The sequence below is a fragment of the Parapedobacter tibetensis genome (assembly GCF_024704835.1).
Lineage (GTDB): Bacteria > Bacteroidota > Bacteroidia > Sphingobacteriales > Sphingobacteriaceae > Parapedobacter > Parapedobacter tibetensis.
Map to the genome: position 1 here is coordinate 603,171 of NZ_JAMXBE010000001.1, position 20,853 is coordinate 624,023.

The 20,853-nt window shown below is 48.5% G+C and carries 16 protein-coding genes; 10 read left to right on the forward strand and 6 right to left on the reverse strand.

The window, feature by feature from the left end:
* Positions 1–80 precede the first annotated feature (80 nt).
* From NF543_RS02325 to NF543_RS02340, 4 genes are all read right to left on the reverse strand, one after another.
* Positions 81–1,250 (reverse strand): FecR family protein, encoded by a 1,170-nt coding sequence (locus tag NF543_RS02325; RefSeq protein ID WP_257666475.1) that lies wholly within the window; start codon positions 1,248–1,250, stop codon positions 81–83.
* Positions 1,251–1,320: 70 nt separating this feature from the next.
* Positions 1,321–1,914, reverse strand: coding sequence for an RNA polymerase sigma-70 factor (locus NF543_RS02330; RefSeq protein WP_257666476.1), 594 nt, complete (start codon positions 1,912–1,914; stop codon positions 1,321–1,323).
* 99 nt (positions 1,915–2,013) lie between these two features.
* Entirely contained in the window at positions 2,014–3,444 is a 1,431-nt protein-coding gene (locus NF543_RS02335) for a sulfatase family protein (protein ID WP_257666477.1), read from the reverse strand.
* A 244-nt stretch (positions 3,445–3,688) separates the two neighbouring features.
* On the reverse strand, positions 3,689–5,956 hold the full coding sequence (locus tag NF543_RS02340) for a glycoside hydrolase family 20 protein (RefSeq protein ID WP_257666478.1): 2,268 nt from the start codon (positions 5,954–5,956) through the stop codon (positions 3,689–3,691).
* Positions 5,957–6,013: 57 nt separating this feature from the next.
* On the opposite strand from NF543_RS02340, the gene NF543_RS02345 reads away from it, so the two are divergent.
* From NF543_RS02345 to lipA, 9 genes are all read left to right on the forward strand, one after another.
* Positions 6,014–6,178 (forward strand): hypothetical protein, encoded by a 165-nt coding sequence (locus tag NF543_RS02345; RefSeq protein ID WP_257666479.1) that lies wholly within the window; start codon positions 6,014–6,016, stop codon positions 6,176–6,178.
* Between the two features lie 97 nt (positions 6,179–6,275).
* Entirely contained in the window at positions 6,276–6,950 is a 675-nt protein-coding gene (locus NF543_RS02350) for a helicase associated domain-containing protein (RefSeq protein ID WP_257666480.1), read from the forward strand.
* A gap of 369 nt (positions 6,951–7,319) precedes the next feature.
* On the forward strand, positions 7,320–7,982 hold the full coding sequence (locus tag NF543_RS02355; RefSeq protein ID WP_257666481.1) for a hypothetical protein: 663 nt from the start codon (positions 7,320–7,322) through the stop codon (positions 7,980–7,982).
* A gap of 46 nt (positions 7,983–8,028) precedes the next feature.
* On the forward strand, positions 8,029–8,655 hold the full coding sequence (locus NF543_RS02360; protein ID WP_257666482.1) for a hypothetical protein: 627 nt from the start codon (positions 8,029–8,031) through the stop codon (positions 8,653–8,655).
* Between the two features lie 21 nt (positions 8,656–8,676).
* Positions 8,677–11,946: an RHS repeat domain-containing protein gene (locus NF543_RS02365; RefSeq protein WP_257666483.1), complete on the forward strand. Its 3,270-nt coding sequence runs from the start codon at positions 8,677–8,679 to the stop codon at positions 11,944–11,946.
* A 12-nt stretch (positions 11,947–11,958) separates the two neighbouring features.
* Positions 11,959–15,474, forward strand: a complete 3,516-nt coding sequence (locus tag NF543_RS02370; RefSeq protein ID WP_257666484.1) for a DUF6443 domain-containing protein — start codon at positions 11,959–11,961, stop codon at positions 15,472–15,474.
* Positions 15,475–15,479: 5 nt separating this feature from the next.
* Entirely contained in the window at positions 15,480–15,725 is a 246-nt protein-coding gene (locus tag NF543_RS02375) for a hypothetical protein (protein WP_257666485.1), read from the forward strand.
* 913 nt (positions 15,726–16,638) lie between these two features.
* Entirely contained in the window at positions 16,639–16,983 is a 345-nt protein-coding gene (locus tag NF543_RS02380; RefSeq protein ID WP_257666486.1) for a hypothetical protein, read from the forward strand.
* Positions 16,984–17,169: 186 nt separating this feature from the next.
* Positions 17,170–18,051, forward strand: a complete 882-nt coding sequence (lipA, locus tag NF543_RS02385) for a lipoyl synthase (RefSeq protein ID WP_257666487.1) — start codon at positions 17,170–17,172, stop codon at positions 18,049–18,051.
* Positions 18,052–18,062: 11 nt separating this feature from the next.
* Here the strand turns inward: lipA and NF543_RS02390 are convergent, their stop codons facing one another.
* Both NF543_RS02390 and NF543_RS02395 read right to left on the reverse strand, forming a co-directional pair.
* Positions 18,063–18,944 (reverse strand): bestrophin family protein, encoded by an 882-nt coding sequence (locus NF543_RS02390; RefSeq protein ID WP_257666488.1) that lies wholly within the window; start codon positions 18,942–18,944, stop codon positions 18,063–18,065.
* A gap of 29 nt (positions 18,945–18,973) precedes the next feature.
* Positions 18,974–20,167, reverse strand: coding sequence for an MFS transporter (locus tag NF543_RS02395; RefSeq protein WP_257666489.1), 1,194 nt, complete (start codon positions 20,165–20,167; stop codon positions 18,974–18,976).
* A gap of 181 nt (positions 20,168–20,348) precedes the next feature.
* On the opposite strand from NF543_RS02395, the gene NF543_RS02400 reads away from it, so the two are divergent.
* A complete protein-coding gene (locus NF543_RS02400; RefSeq protein ID WP_257666490.1) occupies positions 20,349–20,843 on the forward strand; it encodes a methylated-DNA--[protein]-cysteine S-methyltransferase in 495 nt (164 codons plus the stop codon).
* The last annotated feature ends 10 nt before the right edge of the window (positions 20,844–20,853 follow it).

Here is a 20,853-nt window from a genome sequence, read left to right on the forward strand (position 1 = left end):
CCTGTTTTTTGTGTCCCGCTGGTTAGTATTTTATCCTCATGTTTCCATCATATTTTAATTGGGTTTACGAAATTGGTTAACTATTCAATGATCAGCTTGTTTCCCTCAATATAGAAGCTGATTTCTGATGCTTTCAATAAATCCAGTACGGTCAATAAACTGACATTACGCCGCATCCGCCCGCTGAATGTCTCCTGCGGTATCCGGCTCTTGTAAATCACGTCTACATCGTACCACCGCTCGATCTGGTACATCATATCCGCCAACGGAGTGTGCTTGAAATGGAACATGCCCGATTTCCAAGCAACATATGGATCAATGTCCACATCGTCAACGCTGATGTTTCCGTTCTCGAGCTTGCTCTGCTGGCTGGGTTTTATGGTAGTTGGTGGTCGATGTCCAGTGGTCAGCACCACTTGCACGCTCCCTTCCACTAACGTGGTTTTCGTTTCGTTTTCATCAGGATAGGCGGAGATGTTGAACTCGGTTCCCAATACCTTTACTTCCTGTCCATCACTCTTTACCCTAAATGGCCGCCTTTCATCTTTCATGACCGAGAAGTAGCCTTCTCCATCCAATTCCACTACGCGTTCATTTCCTGTGAATCGGCTGGGATATTTCAGCGTAGAAGCGGCATTGAGCCAGACTTTCGTTCCGTCGGATAAGGTGATTTGGTAGGTGCCACCTTTCGGCGTTGTTAACGTCAGGCGGCTGAAGTCAGCCATGGGAAGTTGGTTTTCATCTTGGCCTGTCTTCGGTCTCCGACCTCCGGTCTCCGGGCTAAGCACAGCGCTTCCATCCCCATACGTAATCCCATCTCCAACCACAATTCCGCTTTGCCCCTCACTCAAATCAATCGTCCGGCCATCGGCCAACGTAAGGGTGGCTTTATTTCCTCCAGATGCGATATCCGCCGCTTGCGCCAGCCCTTGTTCTTTATTCGCTCCCCTGTCCAAGAAAAAGATCCCGACGGCCAGTGCAAAAATCACGGCCGCAGCATAGGGCAGCCAATTCATCCTTCGGGTGTTGATCTTGCGTTGAGGCTTCGCATCGATGGCCTCCAGGACGTGGATTAGCATACGTTCCTTCAATTGCCCGGCATCGCGGGCAAAGGCAGCATCCACTTCAAACGTTTCCTTGACCATCTGCTCATCCACCCATGCATTAAATCGCTCCTGTTCGGATGCGGTAATGCTTCCGTCGATTAGTTTTGCAGCTAACGCTTCAATTTCTTTATGTGATAAAGCCATCTATAACCGGTTCATTGGTTATATAGTCTACCATTTTTTAAGGACGGGTGTATCGGGAAGGAAAAAAAACTTACAGGTCTTTGTCGATAAATAAGACTAACACCATAGGAATTAGTATCAGCAGATCGTTTTTGAGCTTTTTGTTCGCATTTTTGAGATGCATCTTAACGGTGTTTTCAGACAAATGGAGTTCTTCGGCTATGGCTTTGACGGCCATGCCTTGTTCACGGCTCATGCGAAAAGCCAATTGGCATTTTGGGGGAAGTCGGTTGATGCTTTGTTCGATACGCTGCTGTAGTTCTTTGGCAATGTACTCGCCCTCGGGGGATGTGGTATCGGCTACATCTATCGCATCATCCCATTCCGCCTGCGCATGACGGCGGTGATTTCGTGCCATCATGCTGAAGGATTGGTATTTGACTGATACGGAAAGGTAGGTATTTAGTGAATGGCTCAGTAGCAATGTCTCCCGCCGCTTCCATAAACTCAAAAACACATTCTGCACGCATTCCTCCGCTTCCTCAGCACTATCAAGCAGGTTGGCGGCGACAACAAATAACTTATCCCAATAGCGGTTATACAGCTCCACCAAGGCTCGCTCCTTGCTGTCACTCAGTCCTTGTAGCAGATCGGTATCATTATATTGGCTGTAATCAGTGACCACGCTCAGTTTATTTGGCGCCGGAAAGTTAGTGATTATTTAACTGATACGCAACCTGCCTCCAAAATAGAGCGGTTACAAGCGGGTAACCGTTCAACGCTTCTATTTTTCAGATCCAGGCATTTCCCCACGAACCCCTTTTGACTCCAGGGGCTGTCCCGTCTCCCGGTCAAACCAATCCGGCGTAAGCTGATCGGGGGTACTGTCGGCAGTCTCTGCTCGCCAACGTTCCATTGTCGTCCGAAGGCGTTCCAATTCATCGACATATCGAGGTAGAGAAGCCACATTGACCAGCTGCTCGGGATCAGATCGGCAATCGAACAGCTCCTCCCGCGGGCGAGGGGTCGCAAAAATATCCGCTTGTGCGGCACTGAGCCTTCCGGCATCCCGTGCTTGTTTTAATTCCGCGAAAGATGGGCTATTCACTGCATCAGCAGGCCCTTGGTTTGGCAACCATGGGCGCAAATTCAATATGTAAAGGAAATCGTCGGTTCGAACCATTCGCTCCAATGCCTCATAATCGTGCCAATTATGCTCTGCAAACACATATTCACGGAAACGTATAGCAGGGTCATCAAACAGCCCGCAGAATGACAACCCTTGAATGCTCTCAGGAATATCAACATCTGCCAATTCCAACAAGGTTGGCGCGATGTCTATCGTACTGAGCAAACTACTGCTCACAACGCCCTCCTTTTTAATGCCCATAGGCCATTTGACGATAAAAGGTGTTTTGACGCCACTGTCGTACAGTCGGGTCTTGGCACGCGGGAATGGGCGCCCATTGTCCGACAGGATAATCAGCACCGTATTTTCCAGTACCCCCTGCCTTTCGAGCTCTGCTTCCACTTCTCCAATAGCACGGTCAAAACGGCTGATTTCGTCGTAGTAGGCCGCTAAGTCGTTTCGGGTTCCTTCCGCATCAACCAGATGCGAGGGGACGATGACTTCATTCGGGCTATGGCTGCCACTCAGGTCATTGGGTCCCCAAGGCCGGTGGGGGTCATTAGCAGCAAACCAACAGAAAAACGGCTTGTCTTTAGGCCGGGCCTGCAAGGTGCTCACCCATCTGGCCTCCCCGCCGTTTCCGTTGAGTTTTCCTTCTTGTATGATATCAAAACCACGCTTGGCTGGTTCACCCATATGCCATTTGCCGGCTTGGGCGGTGTAATAACCTGCGCTTTGCAATAACTCCGCAAAAGTAACTACCTCAGGGGGCAATGGTGTGTGCAATTCAGCGGCACCCGTATTATGTGGATATCTGCCCGACAGGATGCTGCTGCGACTGGGGCTGCATGAGCTGGTCGTCACATAGGCATTGGTGAATCGCAACCCCTCAGTCGCTATGTGATCGATATGTGGGGTGTTTACCGCTGGGTTGCCATAGCAGCCTACGTCTTCAGCTCCTAGATCGTCCGCAATGAGCAGCACGATATTGGGCCGCCTGTCTTGGCCATATCCCGCAACATCCCTTCCCAATAACAGGACGAGTATGGTTATGCTGAAAACGATACTTTGTTGATTAAAAATCATAAGCTGCTCAATACTAGGGTAAAAAAATCTTCAAAGCCGGTCAACCACCGCTTATGAATTTCGGTTTATTTTTTGGAAAGTTAATCATTATTCAGCATTCAGTCAGGTATCTCCTCAACAGGGTGCAATTCAAGGCCAAGCCAGCGGCCTTTGGATCGGGAAAGACTCACTGGTGATATGCATGGACAGGCACCAATTCTTTGGTGCGCAACCGCTTTGTTAAAAAAGTAATAAGCACTTACACTTAATATATCACAATTTCATCCGTGAATAGAAAGGCTTGATTTACATTGGTGGCTACTACCCGCACATAACGTGCAGTCTGTCCGGCATCAAACTCCAACTCGAAAGTCTTGAACTGTAAGGAGGGGTCATCTTTTGAAATATCGTTGACCACGATTCCCGTTTCCCGGAAATTCTTACCGTTATCCGATAACAATATTTTCACTTCCCCGGGCATAAAAATACCCGGTCCTTTATGTTGCATGAAACGGATGGCAAGCGACTGGATAGCCTCTCTCCTTTCGAAATCAATCGTTATATCCAAATCATTCAGGAATCCCTGCCATTGTCCATCGCCATAAGTGAGTTCGCCTTTCTGTCCGTTGGTGAGTGTGGCTTCCCCCTGGGCCGGATAGCGATCGTTCCATTTCGTATGATAGGTCACTTTTTTTCCAATGGCTTTGTGCAGATCGGCTCGATCTTCTGTCACTCCACCCATTCTGGCAGAATCCCTGAAATAAGCGGCTTTGATGGTAGCTGGCACCGATAGCTCGAAAGGTTTACTATACAATGGCGAATTGACAGTAGGTTTGCTTCCATCAATGGTATAATGAATATTATTTTCGTGTTGTTCGGACAAAAGTGATATGATATTGAGTTGCGTATCTGCATTAAAATCGATGGCAATATCCACCTCGTATGAGGGCCGGTAGTAGTTTACATGGAGCTGCTGCAAGAGCGTATAGTGGCGACGCAGCCTTATCGAAAAACCATCCCAATCACGACGCTCTTGGGCCGACCATAACACCTCGGCGAGGGCCAAAGCACGAGGAAACGCCATGTATTCAACATGTTCTTGGGTGGGCATGTATTCCGTCCAAATATTGCCTTGGGCACCAAGCACATGTTTGGTTTTATCCGCTGCGATTTCCTTTGGTATTGGGTCATAAGCATACACTTTAGACAACGGGATATAGCCACCAATCGCTTCAGGCTGTGTGCGCGGGTCGCTTTGATAATAATCGAAATAAAGGTGTGAATTGGGTGTCATGATAACATCATGGCCCGCGTTGGCCGCGTCTATCCCCCCTTGTTCGCCACGCCAGCTCATCACCGTGGCACCGGACGACAGTCCGCCTTCTAGTATTTCATCCCAACCAACAAGTTTTCTTCCGTTGGACTGCAAGAATTGATCCATCTGCTTCACCGCATAGCTTTGCAATTCGTCTACATCTTTCAGCCCTTCCTTTCCCATCAATGCCTGACATTTGGCGCAGGTTTTCCAAGATTCCTTATTCGCTTCGTCCCCGCCGATATGGATGTATTCGGATGGGAAAATATCCATCACCTCGGTCAATACATCGGTAAGAAAAGTGAACGTCTCCGCATTGCCAATGCAATACTCGGCATGCTTATGTGGCTCGCCCCTGCATGACAATTGGGGATAGGCAGCTAACACCGCTTCAGAATGTCCGGGCATCTCGATCTCCGGGATCACGGTAATTCCTTTACGTGCTGCATATGCCACCAGTTCACGGGCTTCATCCTGTGTATAATAACCCCCGCTTGCATTGGGGTGACCTTCATCCAAGTATCTTCGCCCGTTATGCCACCAATCTTTCCACGCCACATGGGTGCGCCAGGCTGCATATTGGGTCAATTCAGGATATTTCTTGATTTCCAACCGCCAACCCGGTCCATCGGTAAGATGCCAATGAAACCTATTGAACTTGTAAAGCGCCATCAGATCAATGAATTTCTTCAGAAAGGACAGTGGGTAAAAATGCCTGGAGACATCCAAATGAAGCCCACGGTAACCAAATCTGGGTCGGTCTTCGATAAGCATGGCCGGCAATGCCCCACCATCAGGCTGGGTATAGGCCAATTGCAGCAATGTCATGATCCCATTAATCATGGCCTCGGGCTGGTGGGCCATGAGTACGATACCACTTGTATCTACCGTTAAGCGATATGCGTTGGATGGTAATTTGTCGATGCCTTCGGCCTGCACCAAGCGCACTCCAGATTCTGGAACGCGTTTGCGCGATTTAATACGCTCAACTTCCATGAAATTGGTATGAGGGTGTTCCGATAGTAATGAAGCCACTTCCATAAACGGTTCAAAAGCATGGAGTGATGTCGTAGCAGGAAACACAAATTTGCCTTCATGAATTTCTAGTACACTGGGCCGGGGGATGATGGAAACCTGACCTTGGGCGTGGGCAGAAACCATCGGGATAGACAACACGATGATTACACCCAACATCAATCGAAGTGCATATTGAGCCATATGAACAGTTTGTTTTAGTACGTATCTGACTACAAACTTAATTAAAATGCTTCTATTATGCAATTAAGACGGGTGCAATTCAAAGCGCTCCTCGTCTTTGCGAACCAGCGGGGGGGGCATAAGCGATGGAGTGACCGCAAAGCAGCTCCGAAGGAAACCAATCTAACCCTGACGAAGATTGGCTTTTATCAGCTCCGCTGCCCCATACAGGTGTCCCCATAATTTTCCAAATAAAAAAACACTGCGCATGGTGGTTGAATTATGAGTGAAAATTTATGATTATTTTGGATATTGCATCCGATAGCCATAACGAAGATATATGCCTGATAAACAGCGTCAGCGGAATTATTACAAAAAGGTAAGCATCCACAAATTCGAACTGGACTGGCAGGCGAAATTCTGGGAGCTGAAAGCCTTTAAAGACAAATTCGGGCATTGCAATGTTCCGCAACATTGGCAGGAAAACCACGTATTGGGGAGGTGGGTGATCCGCCAAAGGGTGCGGAAAGACAAATTGTCCCCTGACCGGATAGATAGGCTCAACGGTATCGGGTTCATCTGGGATTTACCGGACTTTTGGTGGGAGTGCAAGTACAGCGAGCTATTGGCTTTTAAGGAAAAATACGGACACTGCAATGTATCGAAAGGAACGGACGGCTACAAACCACTTGCTGATTGGATAGTAAAACAGCGGAAGGATTTTAAGCAAAAGGAAACAAGGCTTGACACTTGGAAAATCGGGAAACTCAATCAAGCCGGTTTTAATTGGGGAACCATCATCCGTGTTCCGTGGGAATATAGGTACAAGGAACTCAAGGAATTCGAAAAGGAACACGGTCATTGCCGGGTTCGGCAAGGGTGGAAGGAAAACCCTTCCTTAGGCAACTGGGTTTCTATACAACGCAGGAAAAAGAGGGAATTACCGCAGGGAAAAATTGACTTACTTGACAGGATCGGATTTGATTGGGTGTTAAAGAAGCGCCGCAAAACCTGAGGCGGCGGAAGGGTACTTTGCAGTGGTTTCAGCTTGTCCGGTAGCTTCTCGAATTTGCCTTCATAAGGGTGCCCGTCATTTAATCGTTTCCCAGTATTTAAATAATCATCCAACTCCGGCCTTCATTACCCGTTCGGTGAAAACGGGAAACCATGAAAAAATTCAAAACTTAATTTGGAATTGTGGAAATGTATCCCGATAATTACAGTGGATAAGACATCAGCCTAAACGTGTGTAAGATTCCATCAGGGTGTATTTTCGGCTAATGTGTGCGGGGGTGGATGGCCCCAAGGGCATATTTAATGATTAAACCGATTTACGTAAACCAACAGATCAACTTGAGGAATTAACATACACCAATTAACATTTATGAAACCTATACTCACCTTTATAGCCCTGCTATGCGCATGTGCCTTACACCTATCCGCCCAAAATTTATTTCCAACCACCAAAAATACCTATGTAACGATAGACGGTGGCGGGATCAAACTAATCAGCCCGGTTACGACGGGAGGATGGGCAAGGGGCATAAGTTTTTATACCAACCAGCAACCCAGCGTACGGGCTATGGAAATGGGTATGTTCGGATCCGCTGAAGAAGTCCTGCGTTTTTACATGGCCTATGGGCAGAGCCCATGGAATTCAAAACTTGGTATTCACATTCTGCCAAATGGCAATATCGGCATCGGCACCATTGACCCGCGAGCGAAGCTGGCTGTTGATGGCAACATCCTGGCCAAGGAAGTAAAGGTGAAGACGGATATCACCGTGCCGGACTACGTGTTCGAACCGGACTACGAGCTACCAACGCTACAGTATATCGAGGCCTATGTGAAAGAGCACAAACACCTGCCGGAAATCCCCTCCGCGGCAGAGATCCAGCGTGACGGCCTCGACTTGGCTGAGATGAACCTGCTGCTGCTGAAGAAGGTGGAGGAAATAACACTGGTTTTGATCGAGAAGGAGAAGGCAGAAAAACTTCAAAATGTCCGCATCGAACGCTTGGAAAAGCAACTGCAAAACAAACATTGACCGAACCCTACAACAATAACCATATAAACAACTTATTCGTTTTGATATGAGGACTTTCAAGAATGTAAATGAAACGGTAAAGAAAATGCTGGCCACAGGCCTCATTTGTCTGGGCATTTGCTCGCTTAATGCCCAGACATACACAGGTCTATTCCGTACCATAAGTGGTAACACCACTTACCACCAGTTCAACAGGAACGGGGCTGGCGCGGCGGTATATGTTAACCAAGAGGACACCACCAATCCGATATTTCGACTATCCAGCGGAACTGCGCAAGCCAATGTAAATGTTCGGTTTACGGTGGAGAATAATGGAAACGTAGGCATCGGCACCATCACCCCACAGGCCAAACTGGCCGTCAACGGCAACATCCTGGCCAAGGAGGTAAAGGTAAAGACGGATATCAGCGTACCGGACTATGTGTTCGAGCCGGATTATAAGCTTCCCTCATTATCAGAGGTGGAAGCCTATGTGAAAGAGCACAAGCACTTACCGGGGATCTCTTCGGCAAAGGACATTCAACGTGATGGCCTTGACCTTGCCGAGATGAACCTGCTGCTGTTGAAGAAGATTGAGGAGATGACATTGATGATGATCGAGAAAGCAAAGACAGATAGAGCGGGTTACCGGTCGATTGGAAAAATTGGAGAACGCGGACAAAAACACGGATGACCAATGATAAAGGTGATTACCATGGCAATGAAAATTAAAAACACACATTTCCCGGTTTTGGGTATAGGGAAGGACAGGAAAATCCGATGTATTTGGCTGGCTGTAGGCTTCTTGGCAATAAATTTACTTTCAAATGTCCAAGCCCAAGTAACCCCACCAGTGTTACCGAACAATGTGCCCCCATCACCTACGGCGGCCGGGCTAGGACAATATGGAGAAATCGAAGTCGGCCATTATAGCGGGTTACCAAACGTGGGCATCCCGCTTTATGCGTATTCGCAAGGTGGATATGACTTTAATATTGGCCTCAGTTACCAGAATGCGGGTTTAAGGTATCTTGACGAGGCGTCATTGGTTGGGCTGGGATGGAGTTTGGGTAGTTCAGGTGTCATTACCCGTTCGATAAAAGGCGTGGAAGATCTAATGCCCAGTAAGGGTTTCAGTAGGATCCCGACGAGCCAGATGGATCCGACTAATGCCGATGCCGAACCCGATATATTTTATTTCAATGTAAATGGTAAGGTAGGTAAATTTTTACTCCCCTATGCCCCGGGCACAAGGATTTATGCGAAGCTGATCAATCAACAGGAAGATATCCAGATTTACCTTGACTGGAACAACAATTTTACAATGACCACGCCCGATGGGATAATCTATCGCTTTGAAAAGAAAGAAATGTCCCATGTAACCACTTCTTCCAATAGTTCCGCCGATCGGATTACGTCGTGGTTTTTATCCAACATCCAACTCACGAATGGTGAGCTCATAAATTTCGTGTACAAGGCAAATCCTGTCAGACTCATCAGCAGCACCCTCCAGACTTACAGGATCAACGTCATCAACGTTCAGGCATTGGGCGGAAGCACGGCGGTGTCCACCTGTGTGAATAATCACATCAATGACTTATGGATAAACCAAACAGTAGGATCCGGGACAGCTTCACAAACCGACGAGGTGCTCCTAGATCGTATCGAAGCGAAGAACGGGAAAATTGAATTCGGCTACTCCGCTCGCAACGACATCGGGGCAACCGGGGGTACGCCCAGTAAACTGCAATCGATGACAGTAAGGGACGGGGAGAATGCGATATTGAGGCAATTCACTTTCGGTTATGGTTACTTTACATCCGGAAATTCAAACACCGTTGTCGGCAATCGATTAAAACTTATCAGTATAACCGAAACCGGCAACGGTGTCAATAACCAATCGAAGGTTCACTCATTCGGTTATTACGAAGGTACGATCCCCAATAAAACGCACCTTACCGGCAAATATTTCGGGTTTTACGACAGCAACCCAACCGTGGCGCTATTGAGAAAGATCACCTATCCCACGAAGGGGTATACCGAGTTCACCTACGGGAACCATGATTATTCCGTGACGCCGGGTAACGTGCCGGGTATCCCTTTCAAGGACCTGGGTGTGCGGATCGATCAATTGGCTAATTTTGACGTAAACGGAGATACCCTCCTCAACCGGCAGTTCCAGTATAAACGGCAGGACGCAAACGGTGCGCTGGTCCCAAGCGGGAAACTTATTTCCTATGCAACGAATTACTACGAGCCTCCCAAGGAAATGGTAACGCGGTACTGTCATAATCCGCAGACAAATATAAACGAGGCTATACCATTCAACGTATCCAGGCAGATTAACTATTCCAGCAGTATTGTTCCGTTAGGTGGCTCGTCAACCGTGGTGGGTTATGACCAGGTAACGGTCATTGACCGGACTGCCAGCGGGGACAACGGAAAAACGGACTACCATTTCATCAACAACCCGGACGGCTACAACGCCATCGTACCGGGGCTCCAGGGTACCCATAATTATAAGAACGGTACACTCCTTATGCAACGGGAGTACCGTTTGGATGTTTCGTCAAGTGAATTCAAGCTGTTACGTGAATCGAAATACCAGTACCAGTATGTGGGGAACACGCAGTACCTTGCCAAGGTTTACGTGCCACGCGTCGGGATCTTCGGTTATGGCATAAGTAGCTTTAAATCCAGACCAGAAGAAGTTATAGAGACGCTGCATGAGAGCACCTCAAACATACTTGAAACCAAGCGTACATTCACTTACAATTCCAACTACCTGCAACCTGAAATCATGGAAACCGTAAGTAGCGCGGGCAAGGCAGAACGCCTGAGCAAGCGATATCCGTATCATTTCAGCTCGATTTTCCCATATAATGAAATGGTCTCCCATAATATCGTTACGCCTGTTGTCGAGGAGATACATAGTCTGTACCCTACTGTTTTATACACAACATCAAACATATATAAACGTGTTGGTACGGCATCGCAGCCGGTTTTTGTACTGGATTCGGTAAAAACGAAGAAAGGTGGTGAGGGCTTTGAAGAGAGAATGGTGCTTCCAAATTATACAGAAAAAGGCAAACTGCTGCATGCTTCAATGATTGATGGCCCACCAAAAGCATTGCAATGGGATCAAAGTGAGGAATACGTTGTCGCTGAACTTACAAATGCCAATAACAGGGCTGACACGTATCGTCCTCGGGGATACCAGGGTAATTTAACAGTGCCGATAATCGAGTATTCAAGTAATACAGTGACAGTTTATACACGTGCCACAGGAGACATTACGGTGCAATTGGTGTCTACATCATCCCTTCCAACAGGTACTTCGCTGACGCTGAACTATTCAATTACAGGCCCGGTTTCTAAAAGTGGGCAAATATGTGCGAGTAACACACCAAGTCATCCGTGTTATAACACGAGTAATAATGTACATATTCTTAGCGGAGCGCCGCCGGGCGTGTATACTATTACTATAACCTCGGCCTCGACTATTTACGGAAGCGTTGCGGCAATACGTTATACTTATATTGGTGGGGATTTCCTGCTGCCGGAGCTGAAGGACTTTTTCTATGAGGGCTTTGAGGAGGTTTCCGGCGCAGCTACCACAACGCCTTACGCGGGCAAACGCTATCGCTCCGGTACCTATACGGTACCTTTTACCAAGCCGGACGGAAGGGAATATACGGTGGAGTATCGCTATCTCCAGAACGGCAAATGGATTTTCCAGAAGAAGGTGTATCAGAATAACATGGTGCTGAACGAAGGGACGGCGATCGACGAGGTGAGGGTATACCCCGCCGGTGCAGGCATGACCACGCATACCTACGACCCGATGAAAGGAATGACCAGCAAGACGGATGGAGCAGGTACCACGGTATTTTACGAATACGATGCATTCCAGCGTCTTTGGCGGATCCGGGATGACGAGGGAAACACCCTGGAGGAGTATAAATACAATTACCGGATGAATTAAGCGGAACGAGCCATGAAGAAAAGAACAAACGAATATAGTGCCCAATGGGCATTCTTTACACTGGCCATGGTGCTGGTCTTTCCGCTGGCGTCATGGGGGCAGGTAAACCCAACCTATAGCAGCTATGGTGGGCAGCAGGAACTATACGGCACGCAGAGCGTGCGGTTACTCCCGGGTTTCCACGCCACCGCGGGCAGCACGCTTCGGGTCTTCATCACGGACGATGCGGAACTTGGCACAGGGGGGACCAGCACGCAAAACTATGTGCAGAAAACGATGTTCCTGCGTCCCGGCATCCAGACACCATTGTTGACCGGCGACGCGATGCGTGACATCACCTATTACGACGGGCTCGGCCGGGCACTTCAGGAAGTACGGGTAAAGGCCGCTCCCAATTACCATGATGTGGTGGTGCCCATCGCGCATGATGCTTACGGTCGGCAAGCCTACCAATACCTTCCATACGCAACCCCCACCGGGGCGGGCGGTGCGTTCAAGGCCAATGCCGTTACGGCCCAGGCCTCCTATTACAGCGGCACTCCCCCCACCGGGCAAACCGCCAATTCCTTTGCGTACGGCCAAACAGTGTTTGAGCCATCCCCACTCAATAGGGTCCAAGAACAGGGCTTCCCCGGGCAGGTGTGGCAACCGGGATCCCGCGGTGCCAGCGGTGGCCGTACCGTGATGACCGTATACACCACGAACAATACCACCGGGTTTGATTCCCCGGCATCGACACGCCGGGTGGTACGGTATGCCGTGGGTTCGGGCGGTGAGCTGACCGTCAGCAGCGTTTACCCGGCCAATTCCCTCCACGTAGCCATCACGCGGAACGAAAACTGGGGAGGTGCGACAAGCGGTATCAACAGCAGGTTGAATACGTTTGAAGAGTATGCCGATAAGTCCGGAAGGGTGGTATTGACACGGACATTCAACCTGGTTAACACCAACGACCTTGAAATACTCAGCACCTACTATGTGTATGACGACCTGGGCAACCTGGCCTATGTCCTTCCCCCGGGCAGGGATGCGGATTTCAACCCCGACGCAGGGAGCCTACCGGTGCAGGCCAAGCTGGACCAATACGCATACCAGTACAGATACGACGAGCGTAACCGCGTGGTCGAAAGGAAGATCCCCGGTAAGGGCAAGGAGTTTATCGTGTACAACAGGCTTGACCAGGTGGTGGCTACCCAGAACGCCGAGCAGCGCAAGAAGTCACCGCAGGAGTGGTCCGTCACCAAATACGACGGACGGGGAAGGGCGGTGCTCACCGGCCTTTGGAGCCATTCGGGCAGTTCGGCAAATACCGACTACCGGCTCGCCGTGCGCGACTCCGCCTATGCGGGCGGGCAATGGGAAAACCGGATCGGCACGGGTATCGGCTATTCCCACTCGGCATGGCCCCGGGGGGCGATAGGCACCATGCTGACGCTCCACTATTACGACGATTACTCGGTGCCCGGCTTCCCCGCGGCATACGATAAGCAAAGCGAGCATAGCAAGAAGATAAACGGACTGCCCACGGTGAGCCGTACCAAGGTGCTGGGGAACGGCACCGGCACCACCAACATGCTATGGAGTGCCGTGTATTACGACGACCAAGGCCGCGAGGTGCGCTCGATAAGCCAGCATTACCAAGGCGGGGTGATCGGTACGGCCAAAATCGATGACATCACCAACGAATACAGTTTTACGGGCCAGTTGCTGAAAAGCACGCGCAAACACCATATTGCAAGCACCTCCTCCACGGCGGCGACGGTGGTCACGGAACATACCTATGACCATAGGGAGCGGCTGAGGGAAACACGGAAGTCGGTAAACGGTGCCGTGCCCACGGTGATATCGCGCAATACGTACAATGAAGTGGGGCAACTGGCCACCAAGGAATTGCACCGTAATCCCAACGGCAGCTATGCCCAGACGGTAAACTACAAATATAATCCACGCGGATGGCTCGCTTCCACCGAATCGGAACTGTTCAAGCAGTACCTGAAATACCAGGACGGTCCCGTACCGCAGTACAACGGCAACATCAGCCGGCAGGAATGGCAGCACGCAGGGACTGCGACCCAGCATTACAATTATACCTATGACCGGGTGGGTCGTCTGCTGAGCGGCATAACGGGCTCCGGTAAGGATGAGCGTGACATCCGTTACGACCGGATGGGCAACATCACACAGTTGAAGCGCGATGCGGGTGGCACCTTGCTCTCCTTTAGCTATGGCACCTCGGGAAACCAGCTCCAGACCATCACCAATGGCCTGAAGACCTATACCTATGACCTCAATGGCAACATGACCCTTGACGGCCGGCAGGATCGCTCCATTGGATATAACCACCACCTGAACCTGCCGGTCTCGGTAACGGGCGTGGGCAACTATGTCTACGACGCCGCGGGCCGGAAACTCCGCTCCACGCTTAGCGGCATCACCACGGATTATATCGACGGCGTCGAGTGGCAGGGTACCGCGCTGAACGTCATCCATATGGAGGAGGGACGCATCCTTCCCGACGGATCGGGAAGTGGTTACCAGTACGTGCTGCGGGACCACCTGGGAAACAACCGCGTCGTATTCAACCCGGGCAGCCCGACGGTACAGAAAACGGACTATTACCCATTCGGATCGCACTACCAATCAGGCACCATATTTTCGCCGAAAGATCGGTATCTTTACAACGGCAAGGAACTCCAGGACGTAACGGGGTATATCGACTACGGCGCAAGGTTCTATGACCCGTTCATTGGCAGGTGGGGAAGCGTGGATCTGTTGGCTGACTCTATGCGGAGGCACTCGCCGTACAACTATGCGTTCAATAACCCGATCCGGTTCATTGACCCGGATGGGATGCGGCCTGATGATCCCCCTGGCTCCAAAGGTGAGCCCAGCTTTTTGGAAAGATTTTTTACGATCATACTCTATGGCATGAATCAAGCTGGAGCGGTTGTTAATGAATCTAAAGGATTGCCCAGTGATAATTTTGAAAGCAATCTCCAAGCTTTTGGTAAAAGTTTCAGGGATTATACATTAATTTTACAAGGGCAGAATGAACTAATAAAACCAAGAGTAAATTCATCAAACACTTTCAATCAGATTGACGATATAAGCTATGTTTCAAGCAACCGCTTGACACGAAGCGGTGTTTACGATGGTGTCCGTGCAGCTTCAAAATTTTTGCAGGGACAAGGGGTACCGAGGGCATTCAGAAAACAAATCTTGCAAAGCTATGAAATTGAAACGATATCTCTACAAACAGCAGGTAATGCGACATTTGGCCTGAGATTCTATGGAGGTGCTGCAAATCAAAGTGGGAGATATTTATTTCCAACATTCACCAACTATACTAACAGAAACGGATTGGCTCTCCCACCGAACTGGAATAGCATGACTGGAGTTTCACAGTTTCAAGTTATGCCTGGAAGCAGATATATTTCTGGACGTACAGCTGCTCAAGGAGGTATATATAGTGGTGGAAATTATCAAATGTATATTAATGATTTAAGAAATTTGAAAAAAATTCAATAGGAATAATGAACGAAGAGGAATTCGAAGCAAAGAAAAAAGAATTAATCAGCATAGTTGCTGCTTCAATACACCAAAATAATATATCTGGAGAAAGAGAAGCATCTTTAATTAGGCTCTTAGAGATACTCTATCAATATTCGTTTGAAAATAGATTTCAAGTAAAAGGGCTTTTGTCTCACACGATTGTTGATAGTTTGAACTTGGAATATTCTTTAGGAGAAAAGATTATTAAGTTTGATCATGATATATAATTGGACCGCCTAGAACTTGGAAATACTCAGCTACCGTTTGGAAAAGGCTTGAAATGATACGGTTCTGGTGCTTCGGCATACGCCAGCGGGTTATTTCCGTACGGAAATGCGCCATTTCCGTATGGTTTCAGGTTGTAACTGTATGGTGAAGGCGCTGCGACGTTTGGCTATATACCTTCGGCATACGGTTTTGGGCCGTTTCCGTATGCCGATATCCCGGAACCGTTTTATTCCGGTGTCCCGGCATACGGCAATTCCTTCCCGGCGTATGGTTACCGTATATTTCCATACGCCTCCGGCGTGGAATGGGATGGTTATGGCATCCCGGCATACGGTTTTACGTCCGCGGCGTTTGGTTATTCCTCATTTCCGTACGCCTCTGGCCCAAAACCGTTTTATTCTACTTTACCACCGTACGGTTAGCCCCATTTTCCGTACGGTTTGGCGCTATAGACAAACGGTTCCAACCCATTTCCAAACGCCACAGCCCTTAAGACAAACGATTCCAATGCGTCATTTGGCCATTGGGCAATCACATTTTGAGAATTATTCTTGACCTATGTTCAAAGCGACGGGCGCCCACCAGACGTCTAGAATATGTATAGGAAACAGGTAGGCGTAAAGTACGGGATAAGTAGGTGTAGAGTACGGGCAAAGTACCCTAGCCAGTACTTACCTGGTGCTTTGGACAAGCTTTTTATACGCTTATGAATATGTCGATCATTGATTGGGGCATTCCAATGGAAGAGTTGGAGGAGGCAATATTAAGACATACTTACCCCAGCAAACACAAAATATCCATACCTTTGCAGAAAGGAAGTACTAACCGTATTCATCCCATCACATGTTGGCCAAATTATTCTTGAAGCGAGCCATTCTTACTAGCAGTTGTCTTATTCAGGTTTTAACCATAATGGCACAACACCATGTGGCCATACCCCAGATTATCAATTACAATAGCGGCCAATTCAAGGGAGGGCTGCAGAATTGGGACATTGCACAAGACACACAGGGTATCATGTATTTTGGGAATAATGAAGGCTTGCTCACATTCAATCGCCGATATTGGAACATCCATCCGTTGCCCAACGCTACCGTGGTGCGTTCGGTAGCCATTGACAGGCAAAACAGGGTATATGTAGGTGGCCAAGACGAATTGGGGTATTTCGAGGCAGACACCAAAGGATATGCCTCGACAACACAGCATGGCATCAGTGATACGGACAAGGATAGTTTCATGAACCTCTTAAAAAAATAAATGTTTTGGGTTGTGCCAGTTTTAGAGGTTGTTTATTTCGGCAAACAATGCCTTGAAACAGGCAGATTCACTTTCGGCTTCTGCAGGAAAATTCATCCAAAAAAGAGCTAGCATCAGACGTTTTATGATATAAACCCAACAAAACCCCATATTGGGAATTCAGGATTAATCCCTAACTTTGCCATCATGATTGAACTACCGGTTATCCCAGCAAACCAGCTGCAACGCAAGCCCGATTGGTTGCGCGTAAAGCTACCCGTAGGTAAGGAATACAGGCATGTGCGCGGTCTAGTCGATGAGCACAAACTGCATACCATCTGCGAAAGCGGCAATTGCCCCAATATGGGGGAATGCTGGGGGGCGGGTACCGCGACATTCATGATTTTGGGCAATATCTGTACCCGTTCTTGTTCTTTTTGTGCAGTGGCCACGGGCCGACCGCTGGCGGTGGATTTGGACGAGCCCAACCGGGTGGCACAATCGGTGAAACTCATGCAGGTCAAACATTGTGTCATTACTTCGGTTGACCGCGATGACCTCAAAGATGGTGGTTCCATTATTTGGGCGGAAACCGTCAACGCCATCCGCCGTGAAAGTCCGGACACTACCTTAGAAACCCTCATCCCTGATTTCAAAGGACAGTGGGAAAATCTTGAACGTGTGCTGGCCGTACGGCCTGAAGTAGTATCGCACAATCTAGAAACCGTGCGCCGCCTCACCCGCGAGGTGCGGATACAGGCCAAATATGACCGTAGCCTTGAATGCCTACGCCATATATCGGCTGCAGGATTACGTACCAAATCGGGCATCATGCTTGGTTTCGGAGAAACCGAAACGGATGTTATTGAAGCCATGACCGATCTTTATGAAGCCGGTGTACACATCCTCACCCTCGGCCAATACCTGCAACCTACAAAAGCCCATCATCCAGTAGTGGAATGGGTCACACCTGATCAATTCAAATACTATCAGGAAGTTGGTCTGCGCATGGGCTTCAAATACGTGGAAAGCGGCCCATTGGTTCGTTCTTCATACCATGCCGAGAAGCATTTGTTTGATATGCAGTAACGATCCAAACGTTAGCGGATGATTTCCTGCACATGCTTTTCGATATTCTCGCTAATTTTGGCTATCGGTAAGTCATCCGGATCTTCACCGAAGGGTTCTTCAATGGATTCAGCAATGAGCTCCAATGAAGCCATTACATAGAAGACAAACGGCACAGCAGCAATTACAAAATACCCCATAGAAAACACATAACCCAATGGAAGGGTGGTCACATAGACAATAATGAATTTCTTGATAAACGAGCTATAGGACCAAGGTATCGGTGTGTTTTTTATCCGCTCACAAGCTCCGCAAATGTCTGTCAGTGCAAGCAATTCATTGTTTATGACGATTAGCTGGTCGCCCGTGATATGCCCTTCCTTATATAAGCGATTCATCCTATTATACATCAAGGAGGCCACTTGGTTCGGGCCATGTTTACGGTTATCCAACTGTTCAAATTCTGGATGTGCTTTTTCATCCAGCATAAACAGTGTCTTATTGGAACGCAAATGCTCAAAAAGCGTGTGGGCAAACATAGGGATGGTTTTCAGATAAAAACTGCGTCCAGCCGTGTCATTAGGAGCAAGAAACGCATTGATCTTGATGGCCAAATTCCTGCTTGCATTCGTCAGTGCCCCCCATTGCTTCCTTGCTTCCCACCAGCGGTCATACGCTGTGTTGGTACGGAACACCAGCAAAATGGACATCACAAAGCCCAATAGGTTATGCAAAATGGTGATGTTTTTCACCCAACTCCGTTCTGATAGTTTTAGATATTCGAGCTCCCAATAGGCAATTCCCCAAGAATATAAAGCCATGAGCGCCAGCATGGGAAATAGTTTACGGATGGTATCTGACTTATGCAGGGTGAACACGGCATGAAGCCAATCTTTGGGGCTATATACAATCATATTACAAACATAGGAATTTGGAATAATCACTAAGCACCGACCTCGTTATTTTTCTGTTGTTGAATTGAATATGACCATAAATACAACCACGCAACCATTACCACTGCTGCCGAAGCGTATAAGATATACGGTATCCGAGTAATCACATCATGATAAACCCATCCTGCGAACAGCGCTCCTAACCCGATACCGGCTTCCAAGGCAATGTACATGGTGGCCATGGCTTTACCTCGGTGTTGCGGATGGCTGAGGTCTATTGTCCACGCATTGACAGCCGGTGAGAGGATTCCCGTACCAATGCCATATATCAAGGCTCCCACCATGAGCCAAAAAGCATTGCTTCCATAACCCAAAACACACAGGGAGATCATCATGATAACCAGTCCGACCTTAATCACACCCACACGTCCATATTGGTCAGAAAGCCGGCCAGCCACAAAACGAATCAGCAACGACGCGATGGTAAATGCGACGAAGAACAATCCCTTATTGGTAATGCCTACATGCCCCGTCCAATCGGGAATCAACGTAAGGATGACACCATAGGCCACATAAGACAGCAACGTGACGACCGCCGAAGGAAACACCCGTAAGTCGATGATATCATGCCTGGATATCCGAAATGAAGACCAACTTAGTCGCTGGCGCTGCTTTTGAGGCAACGTTTCCTTCATGTTCATCAATATGACAATGGAAAGCAACGCAAAGGCTGAAGAGCAATAGAAAAGCGCATCAATGGAATAGCGCTGGCTGATGGCACTGCCTACCGCAGGCCCTATGGCCATACCCATGCTGAAACATAGGCCATGGATGCCTGCCGCCTCCCCCCATCGTTCGCGCGGAATGATATCCGCTACATACGCCGCCGTAGCCGTAGGCTTGAAACCTGTGGAAAACCCATGGATGAGCCGAAGGAAAAGAAACCCAGCCACACTGCCCAGTACCGGATAGAGGAATCCGCATATGAAACACACGATGGATCCCACGGCCATCACGGGTATACGTCCTACCGTGTCCGTAAGCTTACCGCTAAACGGCCTGGAAATGCCTGCCGTGAGTGTAAACAAGGCAATGATAAGTCCCTTGTACTCCCCTCCCCCCAAACCGCTCAAGTATGCTGGTAGCTCCGGTATAAGCATGTTGAAGCTAGCGGAAAAGAGCAATGAACTTAGACAGAGTAGGGCAAATGGTACGTTATATATGGAACGGGAGGGGTTTTGCATAGTCGCGACAAAGTTAAGTAAATCCACGTCAGTCGGATGGGTTGATATTTAAAATTCCGATGCTCAACAAGCGACAATTTGAACAGCGAGCCCCATAACGAAGTTAACGGCAAAGCCCTCAACAAAGTTATTTGCCCCCACTAACCTGTTTTTTCAAATGGTATGATTATCTTAGCCTTTGATGGAACAAATTGTAAAAATACAAGAGGCATTCATACAAACACCGCTTGGTATTACGGCTATCAAAGGAGATGAAAGTGGCATAGTTTCCATTTATGTTCTAAATTCAGACACCATCGCTCCATCGACAGTAATTCCCGATTGCCTCGAAACTACAATAGTCCAGTTGCAGGAATACTTTGCCGGAACAAGAAAGGCTTTCCAACTTCAACTCAATCCCAAGGGCACGGATTTCCAAAAGAACGTCTGGCGGGAACTGCTTAACATTCCCTATGGCAAAACCCTTTCCTACCTGGAGCTTTCCAGAAAGCTGGGCGATGTAAAGGCCATCCGTGCAGTCGCTGCAGCCAATGGCCAAAATCCATTTTGGATCGTGGTGCCCTGTCACCGGGTGATCGGCAGCGACGGATCCCTCACCGGATATGCAGGTGGCCTTTGGCGAAAGAAATGGCTATTGGAGCATGAAAGTCCGTATAAACAACAAACCTTGTTTTAACATGGACACC